Genomic DNA, 23,608 nt, shown 5'->3' with positions numbered 1-23,608 from the left:
CCAAAACCTTAGCCACTAAAAAATCCACCAATAATGTTTAAAATTGTGGTGGGTTTTTGGTCGTGATATAATGGTGAAAATATTTTTTAGGATTTACTATGACATTCATTAAGCCCTTAAGTTTGGCTATGGCAAGTTTATTGATTATCGTCACAGCGCATGCAAATACTGATGGTGATATCGTATCGGGCGAGGTGGTTATCCCAGCTCAAACCGATAACAGCACAATTAACAGCATCGAACAAGGTGGCAAGCGCACAACTATCCATGGTTTGGATGAATATGCTCGCCGTGTCAATGAGTCGGTTTGGACAGAAAATATGAAAGTCAATACCGCCATGACCGTAAAAATGCAAGTGCTGCTTGATTGGAATCATGCGTCGCCCGGTCCTATTGATGGTGGCTGGGGTATGAATTCCAAAAAGGCATTGACAAACTTCCAAAAAATCAAAGGCTTGGAACCGACTGGTAAGATGAATCAAGCAACGTGGGATGCACTAATTGATGACATTCCCGCCGATCAGCCAGTTTTGGTCAGTTATACCATCACTGAAGCAGATGCAAAAGGGCCATATAGAAAATTACCAAGCGACGCAGAATCTCGCTCTAAACTCAAGGCTTTGAGTTATGAAAGCATTCAAGAGATGCTTGGCGAAAGGTTTCATATGGATGTAGCATATCTAAGAAAACTGAATCCAAATAAACGCTTTGTCGCTGGCGAAACTATCACCGTTATCAATACAGGTAAGCCTTTTGAAGGTGTGGTGGATCGCGTCGTTGCGGATCGTAAGGATAAGATTTTATACGCCTTTCATGGCAATCAACTTGTCGCCACGTATCCAACGACAGTCGGCGGTGAAGCCAGTACTACGCCAGGCGGTAAGTATAAAATTATCAATAAAGTCAAAATGCCAACTTATAAGGCGACGGTAAATCGCGATAGCGAAGACAAAAAAGTCTATTATTTGCCACCAGGACCCAATAGTCCTGTCGGTGTGGTGTGGATGGGTTTGAATAAACCAAGCTATGGTATCCACGGTTCGCCGGTACCAGAAGGCATCAGTCGCCAATCATCCCTTGGCTGTATCCGCCTGACCAATTGGGATGTGCTTGAATTGGTCGCTGTGATCGAAAACGGCGCCACTGTTGAAATCCGCTAATTGACTGAGCTTAACACTTTTTAGACTTTAAAAAGACTTTAAAATAAAAATAGCTTGAAAATATTCAAGCTATTTTTATTGAAGTATCTAATGGGATTGCTTAAATTATTTGGCGTGATAAGCCAATTTAACACCCACAGCATAGCCGTCATTGTCATCAAAACGACCTGATGTACCAGCATTATCAGCCACCTGCGAAGGAATGCGAGCGTCTGCATCACCAAATTTAAAGTACTTACCGCCTAAGGACAGTGACCATTCAGGCGTGAAGTTATAACGCGCACCTAGCCCCAGTGAATAGTATCCTTTAATTGGACCTAATGTGCTTGTAGGATTGCCTGCACCACTATCCCAGCCTACCGCACCCGAAACTGCCAATCGGTCAGTCACACGCTTACCCAAACCAACTTCAGCTGACCACTGGTCTTTATCATAGCTAACAATTGGCAATCCCTGCGGATATAGACGTTTTGTGGTTTCTGTATACTGTGTCGGGCGAATGTCAAAATCAGACCATGGCACATAGCGTACTTTGGCTGTTAATAGCGTCGTTGGATTTACGCCAGTTTGGAAGTCTAAGTTCCATGATTCAGGTAAGGTAACTTTAAAATCTTGTGTACCCTGATAACCAGTTACTGGAATCACTTCAGCAATCTCAGTTTCGTGCTCAATTTCAGAGCGGTAGGTCAAAGCAGCCTTTAAGGCAATTTCAGGCTTATAAAATGCCATACCGGCGACCCAGCCCACTTCAGTGTCGGTGGCAATTTTGGCATCATAGCCTGTCATCGTCTGATAAGCAGGTCCGCGTAAATGAACTTGACCTGTCACTCTTTGTGCTGCTGGACCACCATAAATTTGGAAATTTTTGTTGGCGCCCAGTTTAGCGCCCACAAGCATGGTTAAATTATTGGTGCGAATCTCTACGTTGGTACCTTGACCTTCGTGAGTTTCAGCAGTTTTTGCAATATTGCCGACAGCGACGATTTTGGTCAATGCATCTGCAACAACTTCGTCAGTAACCGCTTGTCTAGCCAATTCATTGACTTGATTAGCAGGTAAGTTCGGATGTTGGGCACGGATTTGTAGTTTGGCAGCTTCGGTTAATTCTCTTTTGACAATACTGGCAATTTGTCGCTTGACCAGACTACCAGCATTTTGGTATTGTTGAGCAGTCTGAACGATTTCAGCTCTGGGCTTAAGTGCCAAAGGTGTGCCTGCAACCAAGGCAGCATAAGCAGAATCAGCGCTTTCAGTGACAAAATTACTGTTACCGCCATACTGAACCGCTGCACCAAATGGCTCGTCGTATAACACACCGATACTAATGGTGTCGTTTAGGTCAGCTTTAACGCCATAGCGGAAAAAATCATAAGCTTCAGCGGCATCACCAGTATCTCTGCCCAAAGTGTCCTTACCTGACACATCAGCGTCAATATAGGTATAGACAGTTTCTGCATAGGTGCCTTCTTGTAAGAATGCGGTGATATCCTGACCTGAACGGTCTAGACCTGCAGCATGAGCTGCTGTAGCGGTTAATGTTGAGATGACAGCTAAGCTGAGCGCTTTATATCCAAATTTTAAGCTCATTATTTTCTCCAAAAGATCAGTCCTTAGAAATATGTAAAACTGTCTATACTTCCTTATTATAGAACAGTACAAAAAGTCTTACACGTTTGTATCTTAAATGAAATTTAATCACAAAACAAGCGAAATATGCCTATTTTTTTACAATTTTTAATTTATTTTTTACCAAGACCGATGTTTTTTTTAGACAAATCCCTACGACTTAATAATGTGGCGGTCTGTCCGCCATCACATCAAATGGTGCGATGCCGACATCGTCAGTTTTAGTCTGGATTTGCTGATAAATTATTTTTAGCTGATCTTGTAGATCGATCAATTCACGGTCTTGGCGAGCGATGATTTCGCTCAATCGATCACAGGCATCTTCCAAAAAACTGATCCGAGTTTGAAGCTCGACCAAAGCTGAGTTGTTAATTTTTGACATAAATCCACCTAATGATTAAATTACACAATCAAATGGCTTATTTTACGACATAACACACCATTTATGCTTAAAAATTTGATATGATAGTCAATTCATTTATTATAGTATCAATACACTTTTATGGCTTTGATTCAATTAAAAAATATACATTTGGCGTTTGGTGTTGCCCCGATTTTAGATGGCGTTAATTTCAGTCTTGAACCGGGTGAACGCGTTTGCTTAATTGGACGAAACGGAGAAGGCAAATCGACCTTATTTAAGCTCATTATGCGTCAAATACAAGCCGACGACGGCGAAGTTTTGATCAAAGATGGTACAAAGATCGCCATGCTGGCTCAAGATGTGCCAAATGAGTCAGCCAGCGTGCTCGATGTAGTGATGAGCGGTGATGATAAGGTCGCTCAGGCGCTCAAATCTTATCAACTTGCCAGCATCGATTGTGCCTCAGGTAATACCGACGCTTGCCAAGCCATGAGCCAACTTCAGCAGACCCTAGATGCGCTACACGGTTGGGATTTTGAGCGCAGAGCGCGCGCTCTGATTGATAGCATGGGGCTTGAAGCAGATGCCTGCCTTTCTGAATTATCAGGTGGGCGTAAGCGCCGTGTGCTACTAGCTCGCGCACTGGTAACAAATCCAGATGTGCTACTGCTGGATGAACCGACCAACCATTTGGATATTGAAAGCATCGACTGGCTTGAAAAATTTTTATTAAATGAGCGATTGACCGTCTTATTCATTACTCACGACAGAAGATTTGTCGATGCGCTAGCCACTCGCATCGTTGAGCTTGATCGCGGTCAGCTGTCTAGTTATGATGTTAATCAAGGTGTTGGCGGCTACGCTCGCTATCAAGAATTAAAAGCCCTTGAGCTTGCTAGCGAAGAAAAATCTTTTGCCGAATTTGATAAAAAACTTGCCCAAGAAGAAGCTTGGATTCGCCAAGGCATCAAAGCACGTCGCACTCGCAATGAAGGTCGCGTCCGCGCTCTAAAAGCCATGCGCGAAGAGAGAAAAGCGCGTCGTGATGTCGTAGGCAATGTTCAAATTAGCCAAAGTAGTAGTGAAAAATCTGGAAAAATTGTTTGTGAAGTCAATCACTTAACTTTAGAATACGAAAGTAAAACCTTGGTTAAGGCGTTTTCGACCGTACTGCTGCGCGGTGATAAGGTTGGCATCATCGGCAAAAATGGCGTTGGCAAAACCACATTGATCAAAAGCATCTTGGGACTAGATAATTCAGCGATTCAAGCAGGTTCGGTTAAGCTTGGTACCAATCTTAATATCGCTTTTTTTGATCAGCTAAAAGATGATTTGGATCCTGAAAAATCCGTCGCAGACAATGTTTCAGAAGGCTCCGATCATGTTGAAGCAGGTGGACGAAAGACGCATATTTTGGGGTATTTGCAAGATTTTTTATTCACGCCAAATCGTGCTCGAACTCCCGTTAAGGCGCTGTCAGGGGGCGAAAAAGCACGCGTTTTATTAGCCAAATTATTATTAAAACCTGCCAATGTGTTAGTCCTTGACGAGCCGACCAATGATCTGGACATGGCAACGCTTGAGCTTTTGGAAGATTTTGTGGTGAATTTTGAAGGGACAGTATTGCTCATCAGCCATGACCGCGCATTTATGGATAATGTCGTCACCCAAACTTGGGTATTTGACACCGACCAACATGGCGATGGTGTAGTTTTGGAATATGTTGGCGGTTATCAAGATTATCTTGAGCAGCACCAAAGATGGCTTGCCAGTCAGCCCGCAAGTCCGTCTAATTCTCCAAAAGATGATAAAGCCGAGCCTGCTACTCAACCCAAGCCAAGCACAAATACTGCACCAAAACGCAAGCTCAGCTACAAAGAGCAGCGCGAATTAGACAGCTTGCCTGATGAGATTGCCATGCTGGAACATGAACAGTCAACACTGGCTGCCAAGCTTGAAGACGGTTCATGGTTTAACACCGATTTGGCAGCCGCAACCAAAGCCAGTGAGCGCTTGGTACAGATCGATGAGCTTTTGATGACAAAGCTTGAAAGATGGGATGAGCTTGAGAGTATTATCAAATGAGCTACCCTAACAAAAGCAAGTCCACAATGCCCTCAATCAAAGATATGCCAAGTCTGACAGACACTCATAAGCAGACAAGCCAAGCCAAGCCTAAATCATTTGAGTGGCAATTTTTACACCCCAAATATTGGGGGTTTTGGTTGGGTTTTGTCTTAATTTTACCCTTAATCTATTTGCCGCTTCGTTGGCAATTTTGGATCGGTAAGCGTATTGGGATTTTAGCCTTTAAATTATCCAAAAGCCGTGTCCAAGATACGCTCACGAATCTAAAACTTGCTTTTCCCAATCAGTCAGATTTGGAGCGCTTATCAGTCGCAAGGCAGGTATTTATTAACCAAGGCATTGGTATTTTTGAAAGTTTATGCGCATGGTTTCGGCCGAATGTCTTTAAGCGCACTTTTAGCATTTCAGGCCTACACCATCTAATTAGCGCACAGCAGCAAGGCAAAGCGGTGATTTTACTTGGCGGGCACTATACCACACTTGATTTGGGAGGTCGGCTATGTACACAATTTTTTGCGGCGGACTGTGTGTATCGCCCACAAAATAATCCTGTGCTTGAATGGTTTATTTATAACGCGCGTCGTCGAATCTTTGATGAACAAATCTCAAACCGCGATATGAAAAAGCTTATCACGCGCATCAAACAAGGTCGTGTGATTTGGTACTCGCCAGATCAAGATTTTGGTCTTGAGCATGGTGTGATGGCAACTTTTTTTGGTGTGCCCGCGGCGACAATTACCGCTCAGCGCCGCCTTGCAAAACTGGGGGATAAAACCAATCCTCCTGCAGTCATCATGATGGATATGCTCAGACAAACCCCTGATCATATCCCAAGCGGTCGTCGCCCGCATTATCATATCAGTCTAAGCGCCGCTTTAGAAAATTATCCAAGTGCTGACGAAGTGGCAGACGCTGAGCGCATCAATCGCTTGATTGAGTCTAGTATCAAAAAAGACATCAGTCAGTGGATGTGGTTTCATCGCCGCTTTAAAAACCAAGCCGATGACACCAACTACTATCAATATTAATCTTTGATTTGGAAACTAAAGCTATGATTCGCACTCTTTTGGGCGGTAAAATTCACCGCGCCACCGTTACCCAAGCCAATCTAAACTATGTTGGCAGCATCACCGTTGATGTTGATTTGTTGGATGCTGCAGGTATTTTGGTGAATGAAAAAGTCAGTATCGTTAACAATAACAACGGTGAGCGATTTGAAACTTATACCATCGCAGGTGAGCGTGGTAGCGGTGTGGTGTGTCTCAATGGTGCTGCCGCGCGTAAGGTGCAGCCAGGCGATGTCATTATTATTATGAATTATCTGATGATGAATGACAGCGAAGCTCAGACACATCAGCCCAATGTGGTACTTGTCGATGCAAACAATCACATCACCGATGTGCTGCATTATGAGCCTGCCAATACGGTATGGTAATTAAAAATCACTCATAGAAGGCGGCCATCATCACCGCCTTGCTGTTTGTAAATAGGTTGCTTTGCTGGCTTATAAATTAGTGCTTATTTAATCACCTTTAAAGCCGATAGACAGGTCAGCATTTGTCTGACTTAGCTTAATTATTGGTTGTTTTGATTAAGATTAATTTTTAAAATATTTAACCAAATCAGCTCGCTTAATAAAAGGCTTAGTGGCAGCAAGTCTGAATGAATTTATCAGCGATATCTGGCGCGTGCAGTTTTGGGATATTTGACTTTTAACCGTCGCCTCATCGTGCTAAAATAGCCAACTTATTCGATGAGATACTCATAATATCAAGCACCAAGGAATGCAAGCATGATGCTAATGATCGATAACTACTGTAGCTTTACTTATAATATTGTTCAGTACTTTGGAGAGCTTCAACAAGAGATTACCGTTTGGCGGAACGATGAAACCACTTTAGATCAAATCACTGAGCTTGCACCCCAAGCGATTGTTTTGGGTCCTGGTCCATGCAGTCCAAGTGAAGCGGGCGTCACGCTTGAAATTTTAGAAAAATTATCAGGAAAAATTCCAATTTTGGGCGTTTGCTTAGGTCATCAAGCCATTGGACAAGCTTTTGGCGGTCAAGTTGTGCGTGCTGGCGAAGTGATGCATGGGCGCCTGTCAGCTGTCCACCATACCAATCAAGGCGTTTTTGCTGATATTCCAAATCCTTTTAATGCCACGCGCTATCATTCATTGGTGATTGATAAAGCCACACTGCCCGACTGCTTAGAAGTCACCGCTTGGACAAATAATCCTGACGGCTCACTACAAGAAATCATGGGCGTGCGCCACAAGTCGCTTGATATTGAAGGCGTGCAGTTTCACCCTGAATCCATTTTGAGCGAACACGGCTATCAGATATTTAATAATTTTTTAAAACGCTGTGGTCTGGCAAAGCTTGATAATGACGCCCTGCCTGAAGTCGCTTAAAAATATTGACTTAGTTTTATAATTAAATGATTGCAAAGTACCATGACCCATACTTCCATAACGCCTGAAGACATCACCTCAATGAGCGATGATGAGATTTTAGCCATACTTACCAAAGCTTTGGCGCGCTTACTGAAACATATCGAGCTTACCGCTCATGAAATGCGCCAAGTCATGCTCATTATCATGCAAGGTCGCTGCCCTGATGCCTTGATGGGAGCGATTTTAATTGCGCTGCGCCAAAAAGGCGAATCGATTGATGAAATCAGCGCCTGCGCCAAGACCATGATTGAGCTTGCAGACACCATTAAGATTGAAGATGATCATGCAGTCGATATCGTCGGTACAGGTGGTGATGGCTCAAATTTATTTAATGTATCCACAGCATCTGCTTTTGTGGCGGCAGCAGCAGGCGTGACCATTGCCAAGCATGGTAACCGCGGCGTGTCGACCTCGTCAGGCTCATCGGATGTGCTAAGTCTTGCAGGTGTGCGCTTAGATATAGATAAACCGAGGACTATTGATGCCATCAACACGCTTGGCATCGGCTTTTTATTTGCACCTAATCATCACCCTGCCATGCGCCATGCCATCAGTGTCCGACGACAGCTCAAAGTGCGCACTATTTTTAATATTTTAGGTCCACTGACCAATCCTGCCAATGTTAAGCGTGCTGTGGTTGGGGTATTTAGCCCTGAGCTGTGCGAGCCTTTGGCGTATGTTTTTGATAAACTTGGTCTTACCCATGTGATGGTGGTACACTCCCAAGATGGCTTGGATGAATTTAGCCTTGCGGCAGGTACGCATGTCGCTGAGCTTAAAGATGGTGTGGTGCGTACTTATCTCTGTCAGCCCGAAGATGTTGGAATTGCCTCAAAGACTTTACATGGACTGAACGTTACCGACTCCGCCCAAAGCCTTGATATCATCCAAAATGCACTTGGCGGCAAAGCCTCTGATGACATCACCTTAAAGGCTCGCGATCTTATCGCCATTAACGCAGGCGCTGCCATTTATGTAGCAGGTCGTGCCAAGACACATGCCGAAGGCGTCGCCATTGCCAAGCAAGTTATGACCACCTCAGATGCTTTAGATAAACTAAATGCACTGGCTAAATTTACTCAATCAACCTAATATTATGACCACAAATACACCAAGCATTTTACAAAAAATAGTTGCAACCAAACATCAAGAAATCGCAACTGCCACAGCCCGCCGATCTGCAGATGAGCTATTACACCTCGCCAAAGCGCATAAGCCGCGCGGATTTGCCAAAGCACTGCAGGCAGTGGATATCCAGGCAGGTCATATTGGCGTGATCGCTGAAATCAAAAAAGCCTCACCCTCAAAAGGTATTATTTGCCATAATTTTGATCCTATCTTAGCAGCGCAAGGCTACCAAAAAGCCCAAGCCACCTGCCTATCTGTTCTGACAGATCGCGACTATTTTCAAGGTCATGATGACTACCTGATCAAAGCCCGTAATGCTGTTAGCCTGCCTGTACTTCGTAAAGATTTTATGGTTGATGAATATCAAATTATTGAATCGGCTGCAATGGGCGCGGATTGCATTTTGTTGATTATGGCTTGCTTGGACGATGCTACCGTTTTACATCTGCATCAAACAGCGATAGATTTGGGTTTGGATGTGCTGATTGAGATTCACACCGATGAAGAATTGACTCGCGCGCTCAAGCTACCCAAATCATCGCATAACATTTATGGCATCAATAATCGTGACTTAAATACTTTTGAAGTCGATCTGGCACATAGCATTGGCCTCTGTCAGCGACTGTTTGATGAACTTGGACAAGACGCACTTGTTGTCAGCGAAAGTGGCATCAATGACGCCGCCGACATTCATTTGATGCAAAAAAATCACATTCACCATTTTTTGATCGGTGAGCAGTTTATGAAGACAGGCGACGCAGGCGACGCCTTAGCTAATCTATTAAAGACAATCTGACATATTTTAATTAGTTTTATTAATTTTAAGCATCAAATAAGAGTAAAATTATGAGCGAAACCAAAAAACGTATTTTGACAGGCATCACGACGACAGGTATTCCGCATTTGGGAAATTATGTTGGCTCTATTCGTCCTGCGATCGCATCAGCCGCTACAGCTTTTGAAAATCATGAGGGTGATGCGTTTTTCTTTTTGGCAGATTATCATGGTATCATCAAATGCTTTGATCCTGATGAGATTCATCGATCGACACGAGCCATTGCTGCGACTTGGATTGCGTGTGGACTTGATCCTGAAAAAGTCACCTTTTATCGCCAATCGGATATTCCTGAGATTCCTGAATTAGCATGGGTGCTCAACTGCTCATGCGCCAAGGGTTTGATGAACCGCGCTCATGCTTATAAAGCTGCAGTTGATATCAATTTAAGTAAAGAAGATACCGATCCTGACTACGGGATCAGCATGGGTCTGTTTGGCTACCCTGTGTTAATGGCGGCTGATATTTTGATGTTTAATGCCACGCATGTTCCTGTGGGCAAGGATCAGATTCAGCATATCGAGATGGCAAGGGATATCGCTGGGACATTTAATTTTAAATATAAGCCATTATTTACCGAGCCTTTGGCGGTTGTTGATGACAATACGCCGCTACTGACTGGTTTGGATGGACGAAAAATGTCAAAAAGCTACGGTAATACCATTCCGCTGTTTGGCGATGGTAATCCACAAGTCGATCCTGAAAAGGCACTAAAAAAGGCCGTCATGCAAATTGTTACCAATTCACAGCCGCCCGAAGAGCCGAAAGACCCAAATGACTGCACCATTTTTGAAATTTACAAAGCCTTTGGGACACCTGAAGAGATCGACGCACTGGCAGCGCATTATCGCCGTGGGATAGGTTGGGGTGAAGCCAAAGAAATTTTATTTAATAAAATCAATGACGAAATCGCCCCGTATCGCGCTCGCTATTTAGAGCTTATGAACAATCCAAAAGAGCTTGAAGAGATTTTGCAGATGGGTGCCGCTAAGGCTCGTCGTCAGGCACAAAAGCAGCTGGACAAAACTCGCCGCGCCATTGGCATCAAGCCCCTTGCTAAGCTAAAATGAGCGATACTCTTAAGGCAAATCCTGTCAATTCACCAAGCCTGTCAAGCGTTAGAATTTTTGATACGCAAGTCTTGAGCTTGCCTGAGGATTTATACATCCCACCGCAAGCGTTCGCCATTTGGCTTGAGCAGTTTGCAGGACCATTGGACTTTTTATTATATTTGGTTAAGAAAAATAACTTTGACTTGACCGAGACAGCGATTTTGCCCATCACAGAGCAGTATTTGAGCTATATCAATGACTTGGATGAAGCATATTTTGAGCTGGCAGGCGACTATTTATTGATGGCAAGTACGCTGATTGCCATCAAATCTGAGCTATTACTGCCCCAGCCTGAGATTAGCGATGAAGAAGCCAGCCCAAAAGCCAGACTGATTCAAAGGCTTGAGGAATATGCACAAATCAAAGAAGCCGCTCAGCGCATTGATCGCCTACTTCGACTTGAAAGAGATGTTTTTTTGGCATTTGCCAGCATGCCAAGTCCTGAAGCCATGCAAAAACAGCTACCCAATTATTCGCCTGAAATTTTGGTAAACAGCTTGGTCAATATGCAAATCCGTCCCGAAACCGCCGCTCATACCGTTCAAGCAGACAGCGTGCCATTGCCTCAGCGTATCGCGAGCATCACACGACTGATGAGCGAAAAAGGCGTGAGCACGTTTGCCGAACTGATTGACAAATCTCAAGGTAAAATTGGCATTGTGGTGAGTTTTGTCGCTGTGCTTGAGCTGATTAAGCGCGGCTTAATTGGGTTTGATGAATCTGAGTTAAATGATCATACCAAAGCTTCGACCACCAATCCAAAATCTACACCCGAAATATTCAATCACGGACAGAATTTGGCTGAGCAAAAGCTGCATTGGCTACACTAACTGTCACCACCATCATATGACTCTTTATGACCCAAAATACTTCTTCAGAATTTTTGCAAACACATAAGCAAGCCGAAACATTCAGCCGCTATATTGAGGTGCTTTTGCATGCCAGTGAGACACCACTGACTGATAATGACCTAAAAAAGCATCTTATGATTGATAGTAGTGAGCTCAAAGATGCTCTGGCTATCCTTCAAGAGCGGCTGTCTCATGGCGTGCTGACACTCAATCAGACCGCCAGCGGCTATCGCTTGCAAATTAAAGACAGCTATAGCAGCCTGATCCAGCAGGTTTTCCCTGAGCGGCTAGAAAACTTAAGTCAAGCCCTGCTTGAAACCTTGAGCGTGATTGCTTATAGGCAACCGGTCACTCGTTCAGACATCGAACAGGTGCGGGGCGTCACAGTCTCTAGCAATATTTTGCGTCAATTATTTGATAAAGGCTGGATTATTGAAAATGGGCATAAGGACACTTTGGGGCGCCCTGCACTATTGCATACCACGCAGGCATTTTTAGATGCGTTTGGGCTTAATAGCTTAGATGAGCTGCCGCCGCTGCCTGACCTTGAGCGCCTAAAAGTCAGACAATAAATTGATAATTAACTTGTCAAAATGAGATAAATCACGTATGATGGTATGTTTGCTAGCCGATTTATCGAGCTGGTAATCAAATCGTCTTAAATGGGCAACTTTACTTAGGTTCATCGATCATTGAACCGATTATATTTCACATTGAGATAATGTTATAACCAATTTTCTGGAATTTTTTATGAATAACCCAACCATACAAACCGAAGCTAAGCTTGAAAAGCCTGTGGGTGAAAAACTACAAAAATTACTCGCCAGAATGGGTCTGGGCTCACGCCGAGGACTTGAAGAAGTCATCAAAGCTGGCCGTATCTCAATCAATGGCAAAGTTGCCACATTGGGCGATAGAGCTGTCCTAACTGATGAGATACGCATCGATGGCCGCCTGATACGCCTAAAAGCCGAGCGTGAAAAACGCCGCCGCGTCATTGCCTATTATAAGCCTGAAGGCGAGATTTGTTCAGCGTCTGATCCTGAAGGTCGCCCTACTGTATTTGATCGTCTGCCTAAGCTTACCGGTGATCGCTGGGTGATGGTGGGTCGCTTAGATATCAATTCATCAGGCCTGCTGCTATTCACCAATGATGGAGAGCTTGCGCATCGCTTGATGCATCCTTCAAATGAAGTGGTCAGAGAATATGCGGTACGAGTGCTGGGCGAAGTCACACCACAAATTGCCAGTCAGCTAACTCAAGGCGTGGCGCTTGAAGATGGCATGGCTAAATTTGACGACATCAAAGAAGGCGGCGGTACCGGCGTCAATAAATGGTATCATGTCACCATCAAAGAAGGTCGTAAGCGCGAAGTTCGCCGGATGTTTGAAAGCCAAGAGCTAAAAGTATCTCGCCTGATTCGCACCAGATACAGTACGGTCATCTTGCCTAAAGAGCTGCGCACAGGTCGTTTTATTGAGCTTGACGCCAAAGATATTGGCAAACTTGTTGAGTCTGTAGGTCTGCGTCAGCGCCAAGGCACTGGCTTAAATACTGCCGCCAAAGAAAAGCAGGCGCGTATTCATAAAAAACCTTTAAAATCTCGCGAAGTCCGCCGCCAAAAGCATGAAGCTAATGAGCGCCGTGAAGAGCGTAAAAAACGCACCCCAAATCTAAAAACTGCTAAATTTACGCAAATTTAATTAGTTATTCTAAATGATCGATAAAACATAAAGCTGCCATTGGGCGGCTTTTTTGTGTTTTAATTTTTTCATTAGCACACATTTATGATGATTTTATGACAAAGCCATTTGAATAAACTGATTTATAAACATTGTTATTTTTATAAAATTTATCATAAAAATTATTCATGATTCGTTTACAAAAAAGTTGACAGCGCTTTTATGAAGCAACGCTTTGATTTGCCTAGTATTATACAAGAACAGCCATTTTGGATCACAAATTTTTTAAATAATCAATCTTTTATTTTAACAAAAAATAGGCTATATTGTTGCCTCACAACCATCCACACACTAGATATAGTGTATAACCTGCCAAAACAGCTGATAAGCTTTATTGGACTATACTCACTCATTTTCTCACGACATTGAGTGTATATGCCAAAAATCCACTTGGCAAAACTGCATAAAGAACTTTGGAGCAATAATGACACATATTGATCAAATTAAAGTCACCAAGAGAGATGGTCGCCTTGAGCCCATTGATCTTGATAAGATTCACCGAGTCATTACTTGGGCATCTGAAGGCTTGGACAATGTGTCAGTTTCTCAAGTTGAGCTAAAGTCTCATATTCAGTTTTATGACGGGATTCGTACGCGTGATATTCACGAAACCATCATCAAAGCGGCTGCCGATTTGATCTCGGTGGAGACACCAGATTATCAATATTTGGCAGCGCGTCTTGCGATTTTCCATCTGCGCAAGATTGCTTATGGGGAGTTTGAGCCACCACATCTTTATGCTCATGTTAAGCATCTCACCGAACAAGGTAAATATGATAAGCACATTTTGGCAGATTATAGCATTGATGAGTTTAACGAGCTGCACGATTACATTGACCATAGCCGTGACATGAACCTAGCCTATGCTGCCGTTGAGCAGATGATGGGTAAATATTTGGTGCAAGATCGTGTCACCAAACGCGTTTACGAAAGCCCTCAATTTTTATATATGTTGGTTGGTATGTGTTTATTTGCGGGCTACGATCAGGCTGAGCGTCTTGACTATGTTAAGCGGTTTTATGATGCCACATCAAATTTTTATATCTCGCTACCCACACCGATCATGTCTGGCGTGCGTACGCCGACACGTCAGTTTAGTTCATGCGTTTTGATTGAATGCGGTGATAATCTTGATAGCATCAATGCCACCACGTCTGCCATCGTGCGCTATGTCTCACAGCGTGCTGGCATTGGGATCAATGCTGGCGCCATCCGTGCGCTTGGTAGCCCAATTCGTGGCGGCGAAGCTCAGCACACCGGCTGCATTCCATTTTTCAAAATGTTCCAAGCCGCTGTTAAATCATGCTCTCAAGGCGGCGTTCGTGGCGGTGCAGCGACTTTATTTTATCCAATTTGGCATCTGGAAGTTGAAAGCCTATTGGTGCTAAAAAACAACCGTGGTGTCGAAGACAACCGAGTACGCCACATGGATTATGGGGTACAGATTAATAAGACAATGTATGCCAGATTAATTAAAGGCACTGACATTACTTTATTTTCACCTTCAGATGTACCAGGGCTTTATGAAGCATTCTTTGCTGATCAAGAAACTTTTGAGCGTTTATATACGCAATATGAAGCCGATGAGAGCATTCGCAAGCGTAAAGTGCCTGCCCGTGATTTGTTCAGCCTAATGCTGCAAGAAAGAGCAAGCACGGGTCGTATTTATATCCAAAATGTCGATCACTGTAACACACACAGCCCCTTTGATCCGACGGTCGCACCGATTCGCCAATCTAATTTATGTATGGAAATTGCCCTACCGACAGCGCCTTTGGATAACATCAATGATGAAAAAGGCGAGATCGCCCTGTGTACTTTATCAGCGATTAATTTGGGTAAGATCGAAGAATTATCTGATATCGAAGAGCCTGCTGAGCTGATCGTGCGTGCGCTTGATGCGCTGCTTGATTATCAAGACTACCCTGTCATCGCCGCCAAAAAAGGCAGTATGAATCGTCGCACTTTGGGTGTGGGTGTGATTAATTATGCTTATTATTTGGCAAAAAATGGAACGCGTTACTCCGATGCGGCGGCGCTTGGTTTGACCCACCGCACTTTTGAAGCACTTCAATATTATTTGCTCAAAGCATCAAATAAGCTTGCCAAAGAGCAAGGTGCTTGCCCTTGGTTTGATCAAACCACCTACAGCCAAGGCATTTTGCCCATTGATACCTATAAAAAGGATTTGGACAGCATCTGCACCGAGCCGCTACATCTGGATTGGGAGAGTCTGCGCGCGGACATCCAAGCCCACGGTTTGCGCAACTCCACCTTGTCCGCCTTGATGCCATCAGAGACAAGCTCTCAGATTGCCAATGCCACCAATGGCATTGAGCCGCCGCGTGGTTTGGTATCAGTCAAAGCTTCTAAAGACGGTATTTTAAAGCAGGTGGTTCCTGAGATTGAGCGTTTGGCAAGTCAATATGAACTGCTTTGGAACATCCCTGATAATAATGGCTATCTGCGCTTGGTTGGGATTATGCAAAAATTCATTGATCAGTCCATCTCTGCCAATACCAATTATGATCCGACCAAGTTTGAAGGTGGCAAAGTACCGATGAAAGTATTGATCCAAGACCTGCTAACTGCCTATAAATTTGGTGTCAAAACCTTGTATTATCATAATACTCGTGATGGCGCCGACGATGCCCAAGGTGACTTGGATGATGGTTGTGCAGGTGGTGCGTGTAAGCTTTGAGAGTTAGCCCAATTTGTTTGACAAGTTGGGCTAAGTTTATTGTGTGTAGCATGACATATCACCCAGTCATTGATCAGCGAGTTTGGATTTTCTTGCATTTTTATCGCTCAGATTATATGCTATAATGTGTCAATTATTTATATCATTAGGAAGATTGCCCATGAATATTCAAGCATTAATGCAGCAAGCCCAAGCCATGCAAAAACAAGTTGAGAAAAATGTCGAAGCTGCCAAAGCAAGCCTTGCAACCAAAGAAGTACAAGGCGAAGCAGGCAATGGCTTGGTCAAAGTTACCATGACAGGTCGCCATGTGGTTAAGCGCTTATCCATTGATCCAAGTCTTATGGATGATGAGCCTGATATGATAGAAGATTTGGTAGCTGCAGCGATCAATGATGCTGTGCGTCAAGCAGACGAGCTGTATGAAGAAGTGATGGCTGGCGCCACAACTGGCATGGGTCTACCACCTAGCATGAAAGGCTTGTTTGGCTAAATGCTGACCCCAAAGCTAGACAAGCTCATCAAAGAGCTGCAAGTGCTGCCCAGCGTGGGACAAAAATCCGCGCAGCGTATGGCGCTACAGCTTTTGACAAAAAAACGCACTCAAGGGCTATCTTTGGCGGCGGCACTTGAGACTGCCATGCACGACATCAAAGAATGTTCCCATTGCCACTCCTTTAGTGACGATGAGATTTGTCCCATCTGTACAGATGCCCGTCGTGATGATGGGCTGCTATGTGTCGTTGAGAGTGCCTCAGATGTGATGGCAATTGAGCAAAGCGGCGCTTATCGTGGTAAATATTTTGTATTAGGCGGGCATTTATCGCCCATCGATGGCATCAATGCCAGTGATTTGCACATTGATCAATTGGTTCATCGCATCAGACATGAGCCGATTCATGAAGTCATCTTAGCCACTGGCGCCACAGTTGAAGGTCAAACGACCGCTTTTTTTATTCATGATGCCATCCGTACCCATGCGCCCAAGATCACCCGTCTTGCTCAGGGCATCCCTATGGGCGGTGAACTTGAATATGTGGATAGCATCACCCTTCATCAAGCGCTACAAAATCGCGGCAATATATAATTACAATTATGACGACACCAACTTTTGAGTTCCCAAAATTTACAATCGATCAAAAGGCTTGTGATGATTTACCCACGCTATGGGTGCGCACTGATGATGAATTATACGCTTTGATCGATGAGATTGATGATAGCGATGTGGTGGCGCTCGATACCGAATTTATCAAACGAACCACCTACTATCCAATTTTGGCACTGATACAAATCAATACTGGTAGCGCAATTTATTTGATTGATGCGCCTAAGCTTGATTTGACTGAATTTTGGCAAGCGCTTGCTGAAGTGCCGACAATGGTGTGGTACGCCTGTGGTGAAGATTTGGGGATTTTTTATTTACTTGCTAAATGTCCGCCACTGACCAATGTGTTTGATGTGCAAATTGGTGTGGCGTATTTATCAGGTAAATTGCAAGCCGGCTATAGTCAAGCCATCAATGAGATATTGGGCATTGAGATTGACAAAGGCGAAAGTCAATCAAATTGGTTGGCTCGCCCCTTGTCTCATGAACAAGAAACTTATGCTGCCAATGACGTGCGCTACCTGCTTAAACTGTATGAAGCCGTCAAGGCAGAGCTAAGCAATCGTAAAATCCTAGAGTGCGTCATCGAAGACAGTCGCCACTATGCTCGTGAATTACACGCCATTCAAAATCAGCCTGATGAGACATTGTATTTAGACTTATTAGCGCCGATTTATAATCGCCGTCAATTGGGTGTGCTTCAGCAGCTGACCATCTGGCGCGAAGCTTTGGCACGAGCAACCAATGAGCCTAGAAGCTTTATTATCGGTAAACAAGCACTCAGAGAAATTGTTCAAGAGATGCCTGATAGTATCAAGCTTTTGGCTCGCACGACCATTAACCGAGCTGTATTAAGGCGCTATGGCGATGAAATCGTGCGTATTATCAGCCAAGTCAAAAGCGCCAATGAAGACGCACTGCCACCGTTGCCACCGCCGACTTATCACAGTAAAGCCAAGCCTTTTAAGAACGACTTAAATGATGTGATTAATACTTACAGTCAAAGCCATCACATTCCCTCCAATTTATTATTAAAAAATCGTTGGATGAATGACTTATTGCTCTTGATTGCTTATGATGGCTCGGTCGAAGAGTTACCGCCAGAATTACTAGGTTATCGTAAGGATTTGATCGTAAACGACATTTTACCGACGCTAAGACCTTATAAAGCACATATTTTAGAAGTTTTAAATACACCTGAATATAATTACTGATCATAAACATGAATTATCAAGACAAATTTGCACACGTGGTCGTGTATTGCGGTTCAAACTTTGGCGATACCCCCGCTTATTATCATGCCGCCCAAAGCTTGGGTAAAGCCTTGGCGGAGCATGGTATCACGTTGGTGTATGGTGGTGGTAATGTCGGCTTGATGGGCACGATTGCAGACAGCATCATCGCACATGGCGGCAAAAGCATCGGTGTCATTCCCAGATTTTTGAAGGATAAAGAAGTGGCGCACCATGGCTTGAGCGAGCTGATCATCACAGAAGATATGGCAAGTCGTAAGCTTAAAATGATTGCTTTAGGCGATGCGTTCATCGCTTTGCCTGGTGGCATTGGCACTTATGAAGAGCTTTTTGAGGTGATCTCACTTGCGCAGCTGCGTCAGCACACCAAACCGATCGGCGTTCTTAACATTGACGGGTTTTTTAATCCTTTTCTTAAGCTTCTTGAGCAGACGGCAGAGGCAGGATTTATGCCCATTTCAAACATTGACTTGATTTGTGTGGCTGATAACATCCCTGCACTGCTGACAAAAATGGCAAATTATCAGTTTACCGAATCTCAAAAATGGGTCAAGCCCAGTTGGATGGATGATACATCGGCTTATACTGCGCCCAAATTTACTTAAGCACGCATCAGTTTGCCAAATTGTACCAAAATATTACAAAAAACACTTGCAATAAAATAAAACGAATGTACACTATATAAAGATAATTTTAGCAATCGCGCAAGCTGATTTACTGAGTGTATTTCTTTGCTCGCTTTAGCATATCAGCTGGTGGTTGGTTTTGTATTAACATTCATATTAAAGGTGATGCTGATGGACATCAAAAAAATTCGTGAACTGGTAGATCTGATGGAAGAAAAAGATCTGTTAAATTTGGAATACGGTCATGATGACAAATACATCAGCCTCACGCGTAACACAGCATTCCAAACTGTCGCCGTACCTCAAGTTGCCCCTGTCGCTTCCCCAGCGCCGTCTCCTGCCTCAGCCGCTACGCCAAGTGGTAAGCTTGAAACCTCACCAATGGTTGGCGTATTTTATTCGGCACCAAGCCCTAACGATCCTCCTTTTGTGAAGGTCGGTCAAAAAGTCGAAGCCGGTGATACGCTTGGTATCATCGAAGCCATGAAAATTATGAATCCCTTAGAAGCCACCCAAAGCGGTATTATTGAAGAAATCTTGGTCAATAATGCCGAAGTGGTCGAATTTGGTCAGCCTGTCATTCGCTACAAAGCCTAACAGGAAGACATCATGATTAAAAAACTTCTCATTGCAAACCGCGGCGAGATTGCTTTACGCATCGTGCGCGCATGCAAGCAATTAGGCATCGCGACGGTGGGCGTATATTCCACTGCCGATAAGGATTTGATGCATTTACGCTTTGTTGATGAAGCGGTGTGTATCGGTAATGCCCCTTCTGCTCAAAGCTATTTGGATATTAACGCTCTTTTAGCAGCCGCTGAAGTCACTGCTGCAGACGCCATACATCCAGGCTATGGCTTTTTATCAGAAAATGCCGAGTTTGCTGAGCGCGTTGAAGAAGCTGGCTTGACTTTTGTCGGTCCACATCCAGAGCACATCCGCCTAATGGGTAACAAAGTCTCAGCCATCAATGCCATGAAAGAAGCAGGCGTGCCGACTGTGCCAGGCTCTGTGGGTGCGATCACTCTAAGCAATGCCGAAGAACAAGCTCGCAAGATTGGCTTTCCTTTAATTGTCAAAGCCGCAGCCGGTGGCGGTGGTCGTGGTATGCGTGTTGTTGAGCGTTTTGAAGAGCTATTAAACCAGGTACAAGCCGCTAAAACAGAAGCGCAAAGTGCTTTTGGTGACGATACGGTGTATATGGAGCGCTTTTTGAAAAACCCTCGCCATGTGGAAGTTCAAGTGCTCGGTGATGGCAATGGTAATGCACTCCATCTTTTTGATCGCGATTGCTCGCTTCAGCGCAGACACCAGAAAGTCCTCGAAGAAGCGCCTGCACCTGACATTCCTGACGAAGTTCGTACACCGATTTTGGAAGCGTGCGTTCGTGCTTGTAAAAAAATTGGCTACCGCGGCGCAGGGACATTTGAATTTTTATACGAAGACGGGGAGTTTTTCTTTATTGAGATGAATACTCGTGTTCAAGTTGAACATCCCGTAACCGAGATGATTACAGGCATAGACATTGTGGTTGAACAATTAAAAATCGCTGCAGGCTATGGACTGTCTTATCATCAAGATGAGATTACCATTCGAGGTCATGCCATTGAGTGCCGTATTAATGCTGAAGACCCACAGACCTTTATGCCATCGCCTGGTCAGATTCAGCAGCTATTTACACCGAGTGGCTCCGGGATTCGTTTTGATTCTCACCTTTATCAGGGGTATACCATTCCAAGCTATTACGACTCTTTGATCGGTAAGCTGATATGCCATGCCCAGACCCGCCGTCAAGCCATTGCCAAGACCCTGCATGCGCTTGATGAATTGGTCATTGAGGGCGTCAAAACCAATATCCCTTTGCACCGAGATGTGATCTTACAAGACGAAGCATTCTGTGAGGAAGCACAAAATATTCACTATCTTGAAGGTCATATGCTAAAAGCGCAGTGATATTTTGTTTTTAATGTGTTAAAAAGCAGTCGAATTTTGACTGCTTTTCATCATTTTGGCACAATCATTTGCTATACTAAAAAGACGATAGGTAAAATCTGCTCAAAAGATTGAATTTATCGTTTATGAACCCAATGTAGAAATTGTTCATTTCGATAACATGGCGCTTGGTTGATGATTCATCCCATCATGATCTGTCACCGTCAGCCAAGTCATTTGCCGCAACAAAAGGAATACTCTTTGAGCATCACTCGCACCATTCAAACCAATTTAAACACGCATGAATTACGCACCTTGCTTGGCGAATATAACAAGCACATCAAATACATCCAAGACCGACTTGAAGTCCAAATCGCTCAGCGACAAGATAAGTTTATTGTCACAGGCGAGCTTACTCCTGTTGAGCGCACCGAAATCATCATAGATAAATTGGCGGAGCTTGCTGGCGAACAAAATGACATCACCGGAGAAGAGCTTCATTTGATTGTTCAATCCAGCTTATCGCGTGATAGTGATCATGATGAAACTCCGGGCAAAAAAAATGGCAGCAACTCAAAAGACAAAAGCTATGCCGATATCTCTTTGCGCACACGCAAAGGCAAGATCACGCCAAGAGGCTACAATCAGCAAGAGTACGTCAAAAAAATATTAGTTTCGGATGTGTCTTTTGGCGTTGGTCCAGCGGGTACGGGCAAGACTTATCTGGCAGTAGCCTGTGCAGTGGATATGCTTGAGCGCGGAGAGATCGAACGGATTTTGCTGGTCAGACCAGCGGTTGAGGCGGGTGAGAAATTGGGATTTTTGCCGGGTGATTTGACTCAAAAAATTGACCCTTATCTGCGCCCTTTGTATGATGCATTGTATGAAATGCTAGGCTTTGAAAAAGTTGGCAAATTACTTGAGCGCCAAGTCATTGAAGTTGCGCCGCTTGCTTATATGCGCGGACGGACGCTGAATAATTCATTTGTGATCCTTGATGAAGCGCAGAACACCACCCCAGAGCAAATGAAAATGTTCTTGACGCGTTTGGGTTTTGGTTCTCGAGCGGTAATTACAGGTGATATGACGCAAGTTGATTTACCTCGTGGTCACAAATCTGGCTTGGCTCAAGCCTTGCAGATTTTATCCAAGATTGATGAAATTCACATCACTCGCTTTGATAGCAAAGATGTGGTGCGCCATCATTTGGTTCAAAAAATCGTTCAAGCTTATGATCAATTTGACGAAGAACAAGAGATGGCAGCTGCGGAAAGAAAAGCGGCGCGTATCGCTGAAAAACTTGCCGCCAAAGCAGGTGATATTGATGCCAAATGAGATTGATTTGGGATTTTCCGATGAGTTGGAACCCGCTGTTCGATCAGTATATTCAAGTCCAGATTGGACAGCGGTCTTGGACACAGCATTATCGGTCATGACCCAAAAGCTTCATCAAGGCACCCAATTCCCCTACTTTCCCGATGTGCAGATGATCTGGGATAAGCCCAAATCATTAAGCCTGTACATCGTTGATACCGCTGAGGGTCAAGCTTTAAATCTTGAAGCGCGCGGTAAGGATTATGCCACCAATGTGCTGTCATATCCAAGCGCCCTGCCATCAGAGATTTTAAACATGATGGAAGTGATTGAGCTTGGAGAATTGGTGCTGTGCCACCAAGTCATTGAGGATGAAGCACGCGCACAAGGCAAAACGTTAAAAGCGCATCTGACCCATTTGATCATCCATGGCGTACTCCACTTATTGGGCTTTGATCATGAGATCAGTGATGCTGATGCTGATGAGATGGAAGGCTTTGAGATCCAAATCCTAGAAAAGCTTGGGATACAAAATCCTTATCTTGAATCTTGATTGAGTATTTGCTTTACTAAAAAAGTCTCGCTGAATGTGGCGAGACTTTATCTTTATTGGTCTTACGAATTAATAAGCAAAAAAAATGACTTCATCAGCACATCTCCGGCACACTGTGTATCTACTACCGTTGCTACCTTCCGGTCCTGGCGGGGTTCATAGTACATAGTTGCGAAGCTACCGATGAAGCCAAGTCAGTATTATAATTAATCTATTGCTAATTTGCAAGTAAAATTTGATCATTTACAACGGCTATTGGGGCTGATCAGGAATAAATGTATCTTGGGTCGTTGCCAAGCCTTGAGCCAAAACTGACATCTGCAAAATCCGCGCTTCTGCTAACTCAAATGACGCAGGACTTAAATTTTCAAGCTTGGCAACGATAGATGCCACAATCGGCATATGGCAGACCACCGCAACACATTTACCCGTCAAGTCTTCACCCAACTTGGTGCGCACTGCATACTCAAGATCATCGATGGCAATCACAGGATCATCGTCAGGCGTAATGCTGCTTAGGCTAAGAAAGCTTGGATTTTGACCTAAGGCAAGCGCCTGTGATAATAAAATCTTGGCAGTCTGGTCGGCACGGTTGTAGGGACTGGCGATGATAAGATCAAGCTGATAATGCTCGGTAAGATACTCAGCTGTCTGCTGTGCTTGCAGACGCCCAAATTCGGTAAGATCACGCCCTGCATCATCTTCACAATATGGCGCAGCTTTTCCATGTCGTACAAAAATAACTTTCATAAATTTATC

Annotated in this window: 23 protein-coding genes and 1 other RNA gene; 20 read left to right on the top strand and 4 right to left on the bottom strand. The window is 44.1% G+C overall.

Features of this window, described 5'->3' with window-relative positions:
* Positions 1–98: 98 nt before the first annotated feature.
* On the top strand, positions 99–1,160 hold the full coding sequence (locus B0180_RS06675; protein WP_078256223.1) for a L,D-transpeptidase family protein: 1,062 nt from the start codon (positions 99–101) through the stop codon (positions 1,158–1,160).
* A 105-nt stretch (positions 1,161–1,265) separates the two neighbouring features.
* Here the strand turns inward: B0180_RS06675 and B0180_RS06670 are convergent, their stop codons facing one another.
* Together B0180_RS06670 and B0180_RS06665 are read right to left on the bottom strand one after the other, a co-directional pair.
* The gene (locus B0180_RS06670; protein WP_078256222.1) at positions 1,266–2,747 is read right to left on the bottom strand and encodes an outer membrane protein transport protein; all 1,482 of its coding nucleotides are present in this window, start codon (positions 2,745–2,747) and stop codon (positions 1,266–1,268) included.
* Between the two features lie 199 nt (positions 2,748–2,946).
* The gene (locus B0180_RS06665) at positions 2,947–3,168 is read right to left on the bottom strand and encodes a SlyX family protein (RefSeq protein ID WP_078256221.1); all 222 of its coding nucleotides are present in this window, start codon (positions 3,166–3,168) and stop codon (positions 2,947–2,949) included.
* A 120-nt stretch (positions 3,169–3,288) separates the two neighbouring features.
* On the opposite strand from B0180_RS06665, the gene B0180_RS06660 reads away from it, so the two are divergent.
* From B0180_RS06660 to ybeY, 19 genes are all read left to right on the top strand, one after another.
* Complete coding sequence (locus tag B0180_RS06660; protein WP_078256220.1) at positions 3,289–5,235, top strand: ATP-binding cassette domain-containing protein; 1,947 nt, start codon at positions 3,289–3,291, stop codon at positions 5,233–5,235.
* Between the two features lie 26 nt (positions 5,236–5,261).
* Entirely contained in the window at positions 5,262–6,266 is a 1,005-nt protein-coding gene (locus B0180_RS06655) for an LpxL/LpxP family acyltransferase (RefSeq protein ID WP_338065587.1), read from the top strand.
* A 23-nt stretch (positions 6,267–6,289) separates the two neighbouring features.
* Positions 6,290–6,673 (top strand): aspartate 1-decarboxylase, encoded by a 384-nt coding sequence (gene panD, locus B0180_RS06650; protein WP_049235926.1) that lies wholly within the window; start codon positions 6,290–6,292, stop codon positions 6,671–6,673.
* 357 nt (positions 6,674–7,030) lie between these two features.
* Positions 7,031–7,654: an anthranilate synthase component II gene (locus tag B0180_RS06645; RefSeq protein ID WP_078256217.1), complete on the top strand. Its 624-nt coding sequence runs from the start codon at positions 7,031–7,033 to the stop codon at positions 7,652–7,654.
* Positions 7,655–7,696: 42 nt separating this feature from the next.
* Positions 7,697–8,788: an anthranilate phosphoribosyltransferase gene (gene trpD, locus B0180_RS06640; RefSeq protein ID WP_078256216.1), complete on the top strand. Its 1,092-nt coding sequence runs from the start codon at positions 7,697–7,699 to the stop codon at positions 8,786–8,788.
* A 4-nt stretch (positions 8,789–8,792) separates the two neighbouring features.
* Positions 8,793–9,620, top strand: a complete 828-nt coding sequence (gene trpC, locus B0180_RS06635) for an indole-3-glycerol phosphate synthase TrpC (RefSeq protein ID WP_078256464.1) — start codon at positions 8,793–8,795, stop codon at positions 9,618–9,620.
* A 50-nt stretch (positions 9,621–9,670) separates the two neighbouring features.
* Complete coding sequence (gene trpS, locus B0180_RS06630) at positions 9,671–10,729, top strand: tryptophan--tRNA ligase (protein ID WP_078256215.1); 1,059 nt, start codon at positions 9,671–9,673, stop codon at positions 10,727–10,729.
* Positions 10,726–11,601 carry a segregation and condensation protein A gene (locus B0180_RS06625; RefSeq protein ID WP_078256214.1) on the top strand — a complete coding sequence of 292 codons (876 nt, stop codon included), beginning with the start codon at positions 10,726–10,728 and terminating at the stop codon, positions 11,599–11,601. Before trpS ends, B0180_RS06625 begins: the two co-directional genes overlap by 4 nt.
* Positions 11,602–11,627: 26 nt before the next feature.
* Complete coding sequence (scpB, locus tag B0180_RS06620; RefSeq protein WP_078256213.1) at positions 11,628–12,194, top strand: SMC-Scp complex subunit ScpB; 567 nt, start codon at positions 11,628–11,630, stop codon at positions 12,192–12,194.
* A gap of 178 nt (positions 12,195–12,372) precedes the next feature.
* Complete coding sequence (gene rluB / locus B0180_RS06615; protein ID WP_078256212.1) at positions 12,373–13,326, top strand: 23S rRNA pseudouridine(2605) synthase RluB; 954 nt, start codon at positions 12,373–12,375, stop codon at positions 13,324–13,326.
* A gap of 463 nt (positions 13,327–13,789) precedes the next feature.
* Complete coding sequence (gene nrdA, locus B0180_RS06605; RefSeq protein WP_078256210.1) at positions 13,790–16,066, top strand: class 1a ribonucleoside-diphosphate reductase subunit alpha; 2,277 nt, start codon at positions 13,790–13,792, stop codon at positions 16,064–16,066.
* 160 nt (positions 16,067–16,226) lie between these two features.
* On the top strand, positions 16,227–16,559 hold the full coding sequence (locus tag B0180_RS06600) for a YbaB/EbfC family nucleoid-associated protein (protein WP_049235918.1): 333 nt from the start codon (positions 16,227–16,229) through the stop codon (positions 16,557–16,559).
* Positions 16,560–17,153 (top strand): recombination mediator RecR, encoded by a 594-nt coding sequence (gene recR, locus B0180_RS06595; RefSeq protein WP_078256209.1) that lies wholly within the window; start codon positions 16,560–16,562, stop codon positions 17,151–17,153. It begins immediately after the preceding gene.
* Positions 17,154–17,161: 8 nt separating this feature from the next.
* Entirely contained in the window at positions 17,162–18,385 is a 1,224-nt protein-coding gene (locus B0180_RS06590; RefSeq protein ID WP_078256208.1) for a ribonuclease D, read from the top strand.
* Positions 18,386–18,393: 8 nt separating this feature from the next.
* Positions 18,394–19,029 carry an LOG family protein gene (locus tag B0180_RS06585; protein WP_078256207.1) on the top strand — a complete coding sequence of 212 codons (636 nt, stop codon included), beginning with the start codon at positions 18,394–18,396 and terminating at the stop codon, positions 19,027–19,029.
* A 192-nt stretch (positions 19,030–19,221) separates the two neighbouring features.
* Entirely contained in the window at positions 19,222–19,647 is a 426-nt protein-coding gene (gene accB / locus B0180_RS06580) for an acetyl-CoA carboxylase biotin carboxyl carrier protein (protein ID WP_078256205.1), read from the top strand.
* A gap of 12 nt (positions 19,648–19,659) precedes the next feature.
* Positions 19,660–21,003, top strand: coding sequence for an acetyl-CoA carboxylase biotin carboxylase subunit (gene accC / locus B0180_RS06575; protein WP_078256204.1), 1,344 nt, complete (start codon positions 19,660–19,662; stop codon positions 21,001–21,003).
* A gap of 240 nt (positions 21,004–21,243) precedes the next feature.
* The gene (locus B0180_RS06570) at positions 21,244–22,317 is read left to right on the top strand and encodes a PhoH family protein (protein ID WP_078256463.1); all 1,074 of its coding nucleotides are present in this window, start codon (positions 21,244–21,246) and stop codon (positions 22,315–22,317) included.
* On the top strand, positions 22,307–22,849 hold the full coding sequence (ybeY, locus tag B0180_RS06565) for an rRNA maturation RNase YbeY (RefSeq protein WP_078256203.1): 543 nt from the start codon (positions 22,307–22,309) through the stop codon (positions 22,847–22,849). The genes B0180_RS06570 and ybeY overlap by 11 nt, the downstream gene beginning before the upstream one ends.
* A gap of 89 nt (positions 22,850–22,938) precedes the next feature.
* Here ybeY and ffs read toward each other — a convergent pair.
* Both ffs and sixA read right to left on the bottom strand, forming a co-directional pair.
* An RNA gene (ffs, locus tag B0180_RS06560) (signal recognition particle sRNA small type) lies at positions 22,939–23,035 on the bottom strand.
* Between the two features lie 66 nt (positions 23,036–23,101).
* A complete protein-coding gene (gene sixA, locus B0180_RS06555) occupies positions 23,102–23,599 on the bottom strand; it encodes a phosphohistidine phosphatase SixA (protein WP_078256202.1) in 498 nt (165 codons plus the stop codon).
* Between the last annotated feature and the right edge of the window lie 9 nt (positions 23,600–23,608).

It is taken from the genome of Moraxella canis (genome assembly GCF_002014965.1).
In the GTDB taxonomy this organism is placed as follows: domain Bacteria; phylum Pseudomonadota; class Gammaproteobacteria; order Pseudomonadales; family Moraxellaceae; genus Moraxella; species Moraxella canis.
The sequence above is the reverse complement of the archived record's forward strand: the minus strand, read 5'-3'. Positions and strand labels throughout refer to the sequence as shown.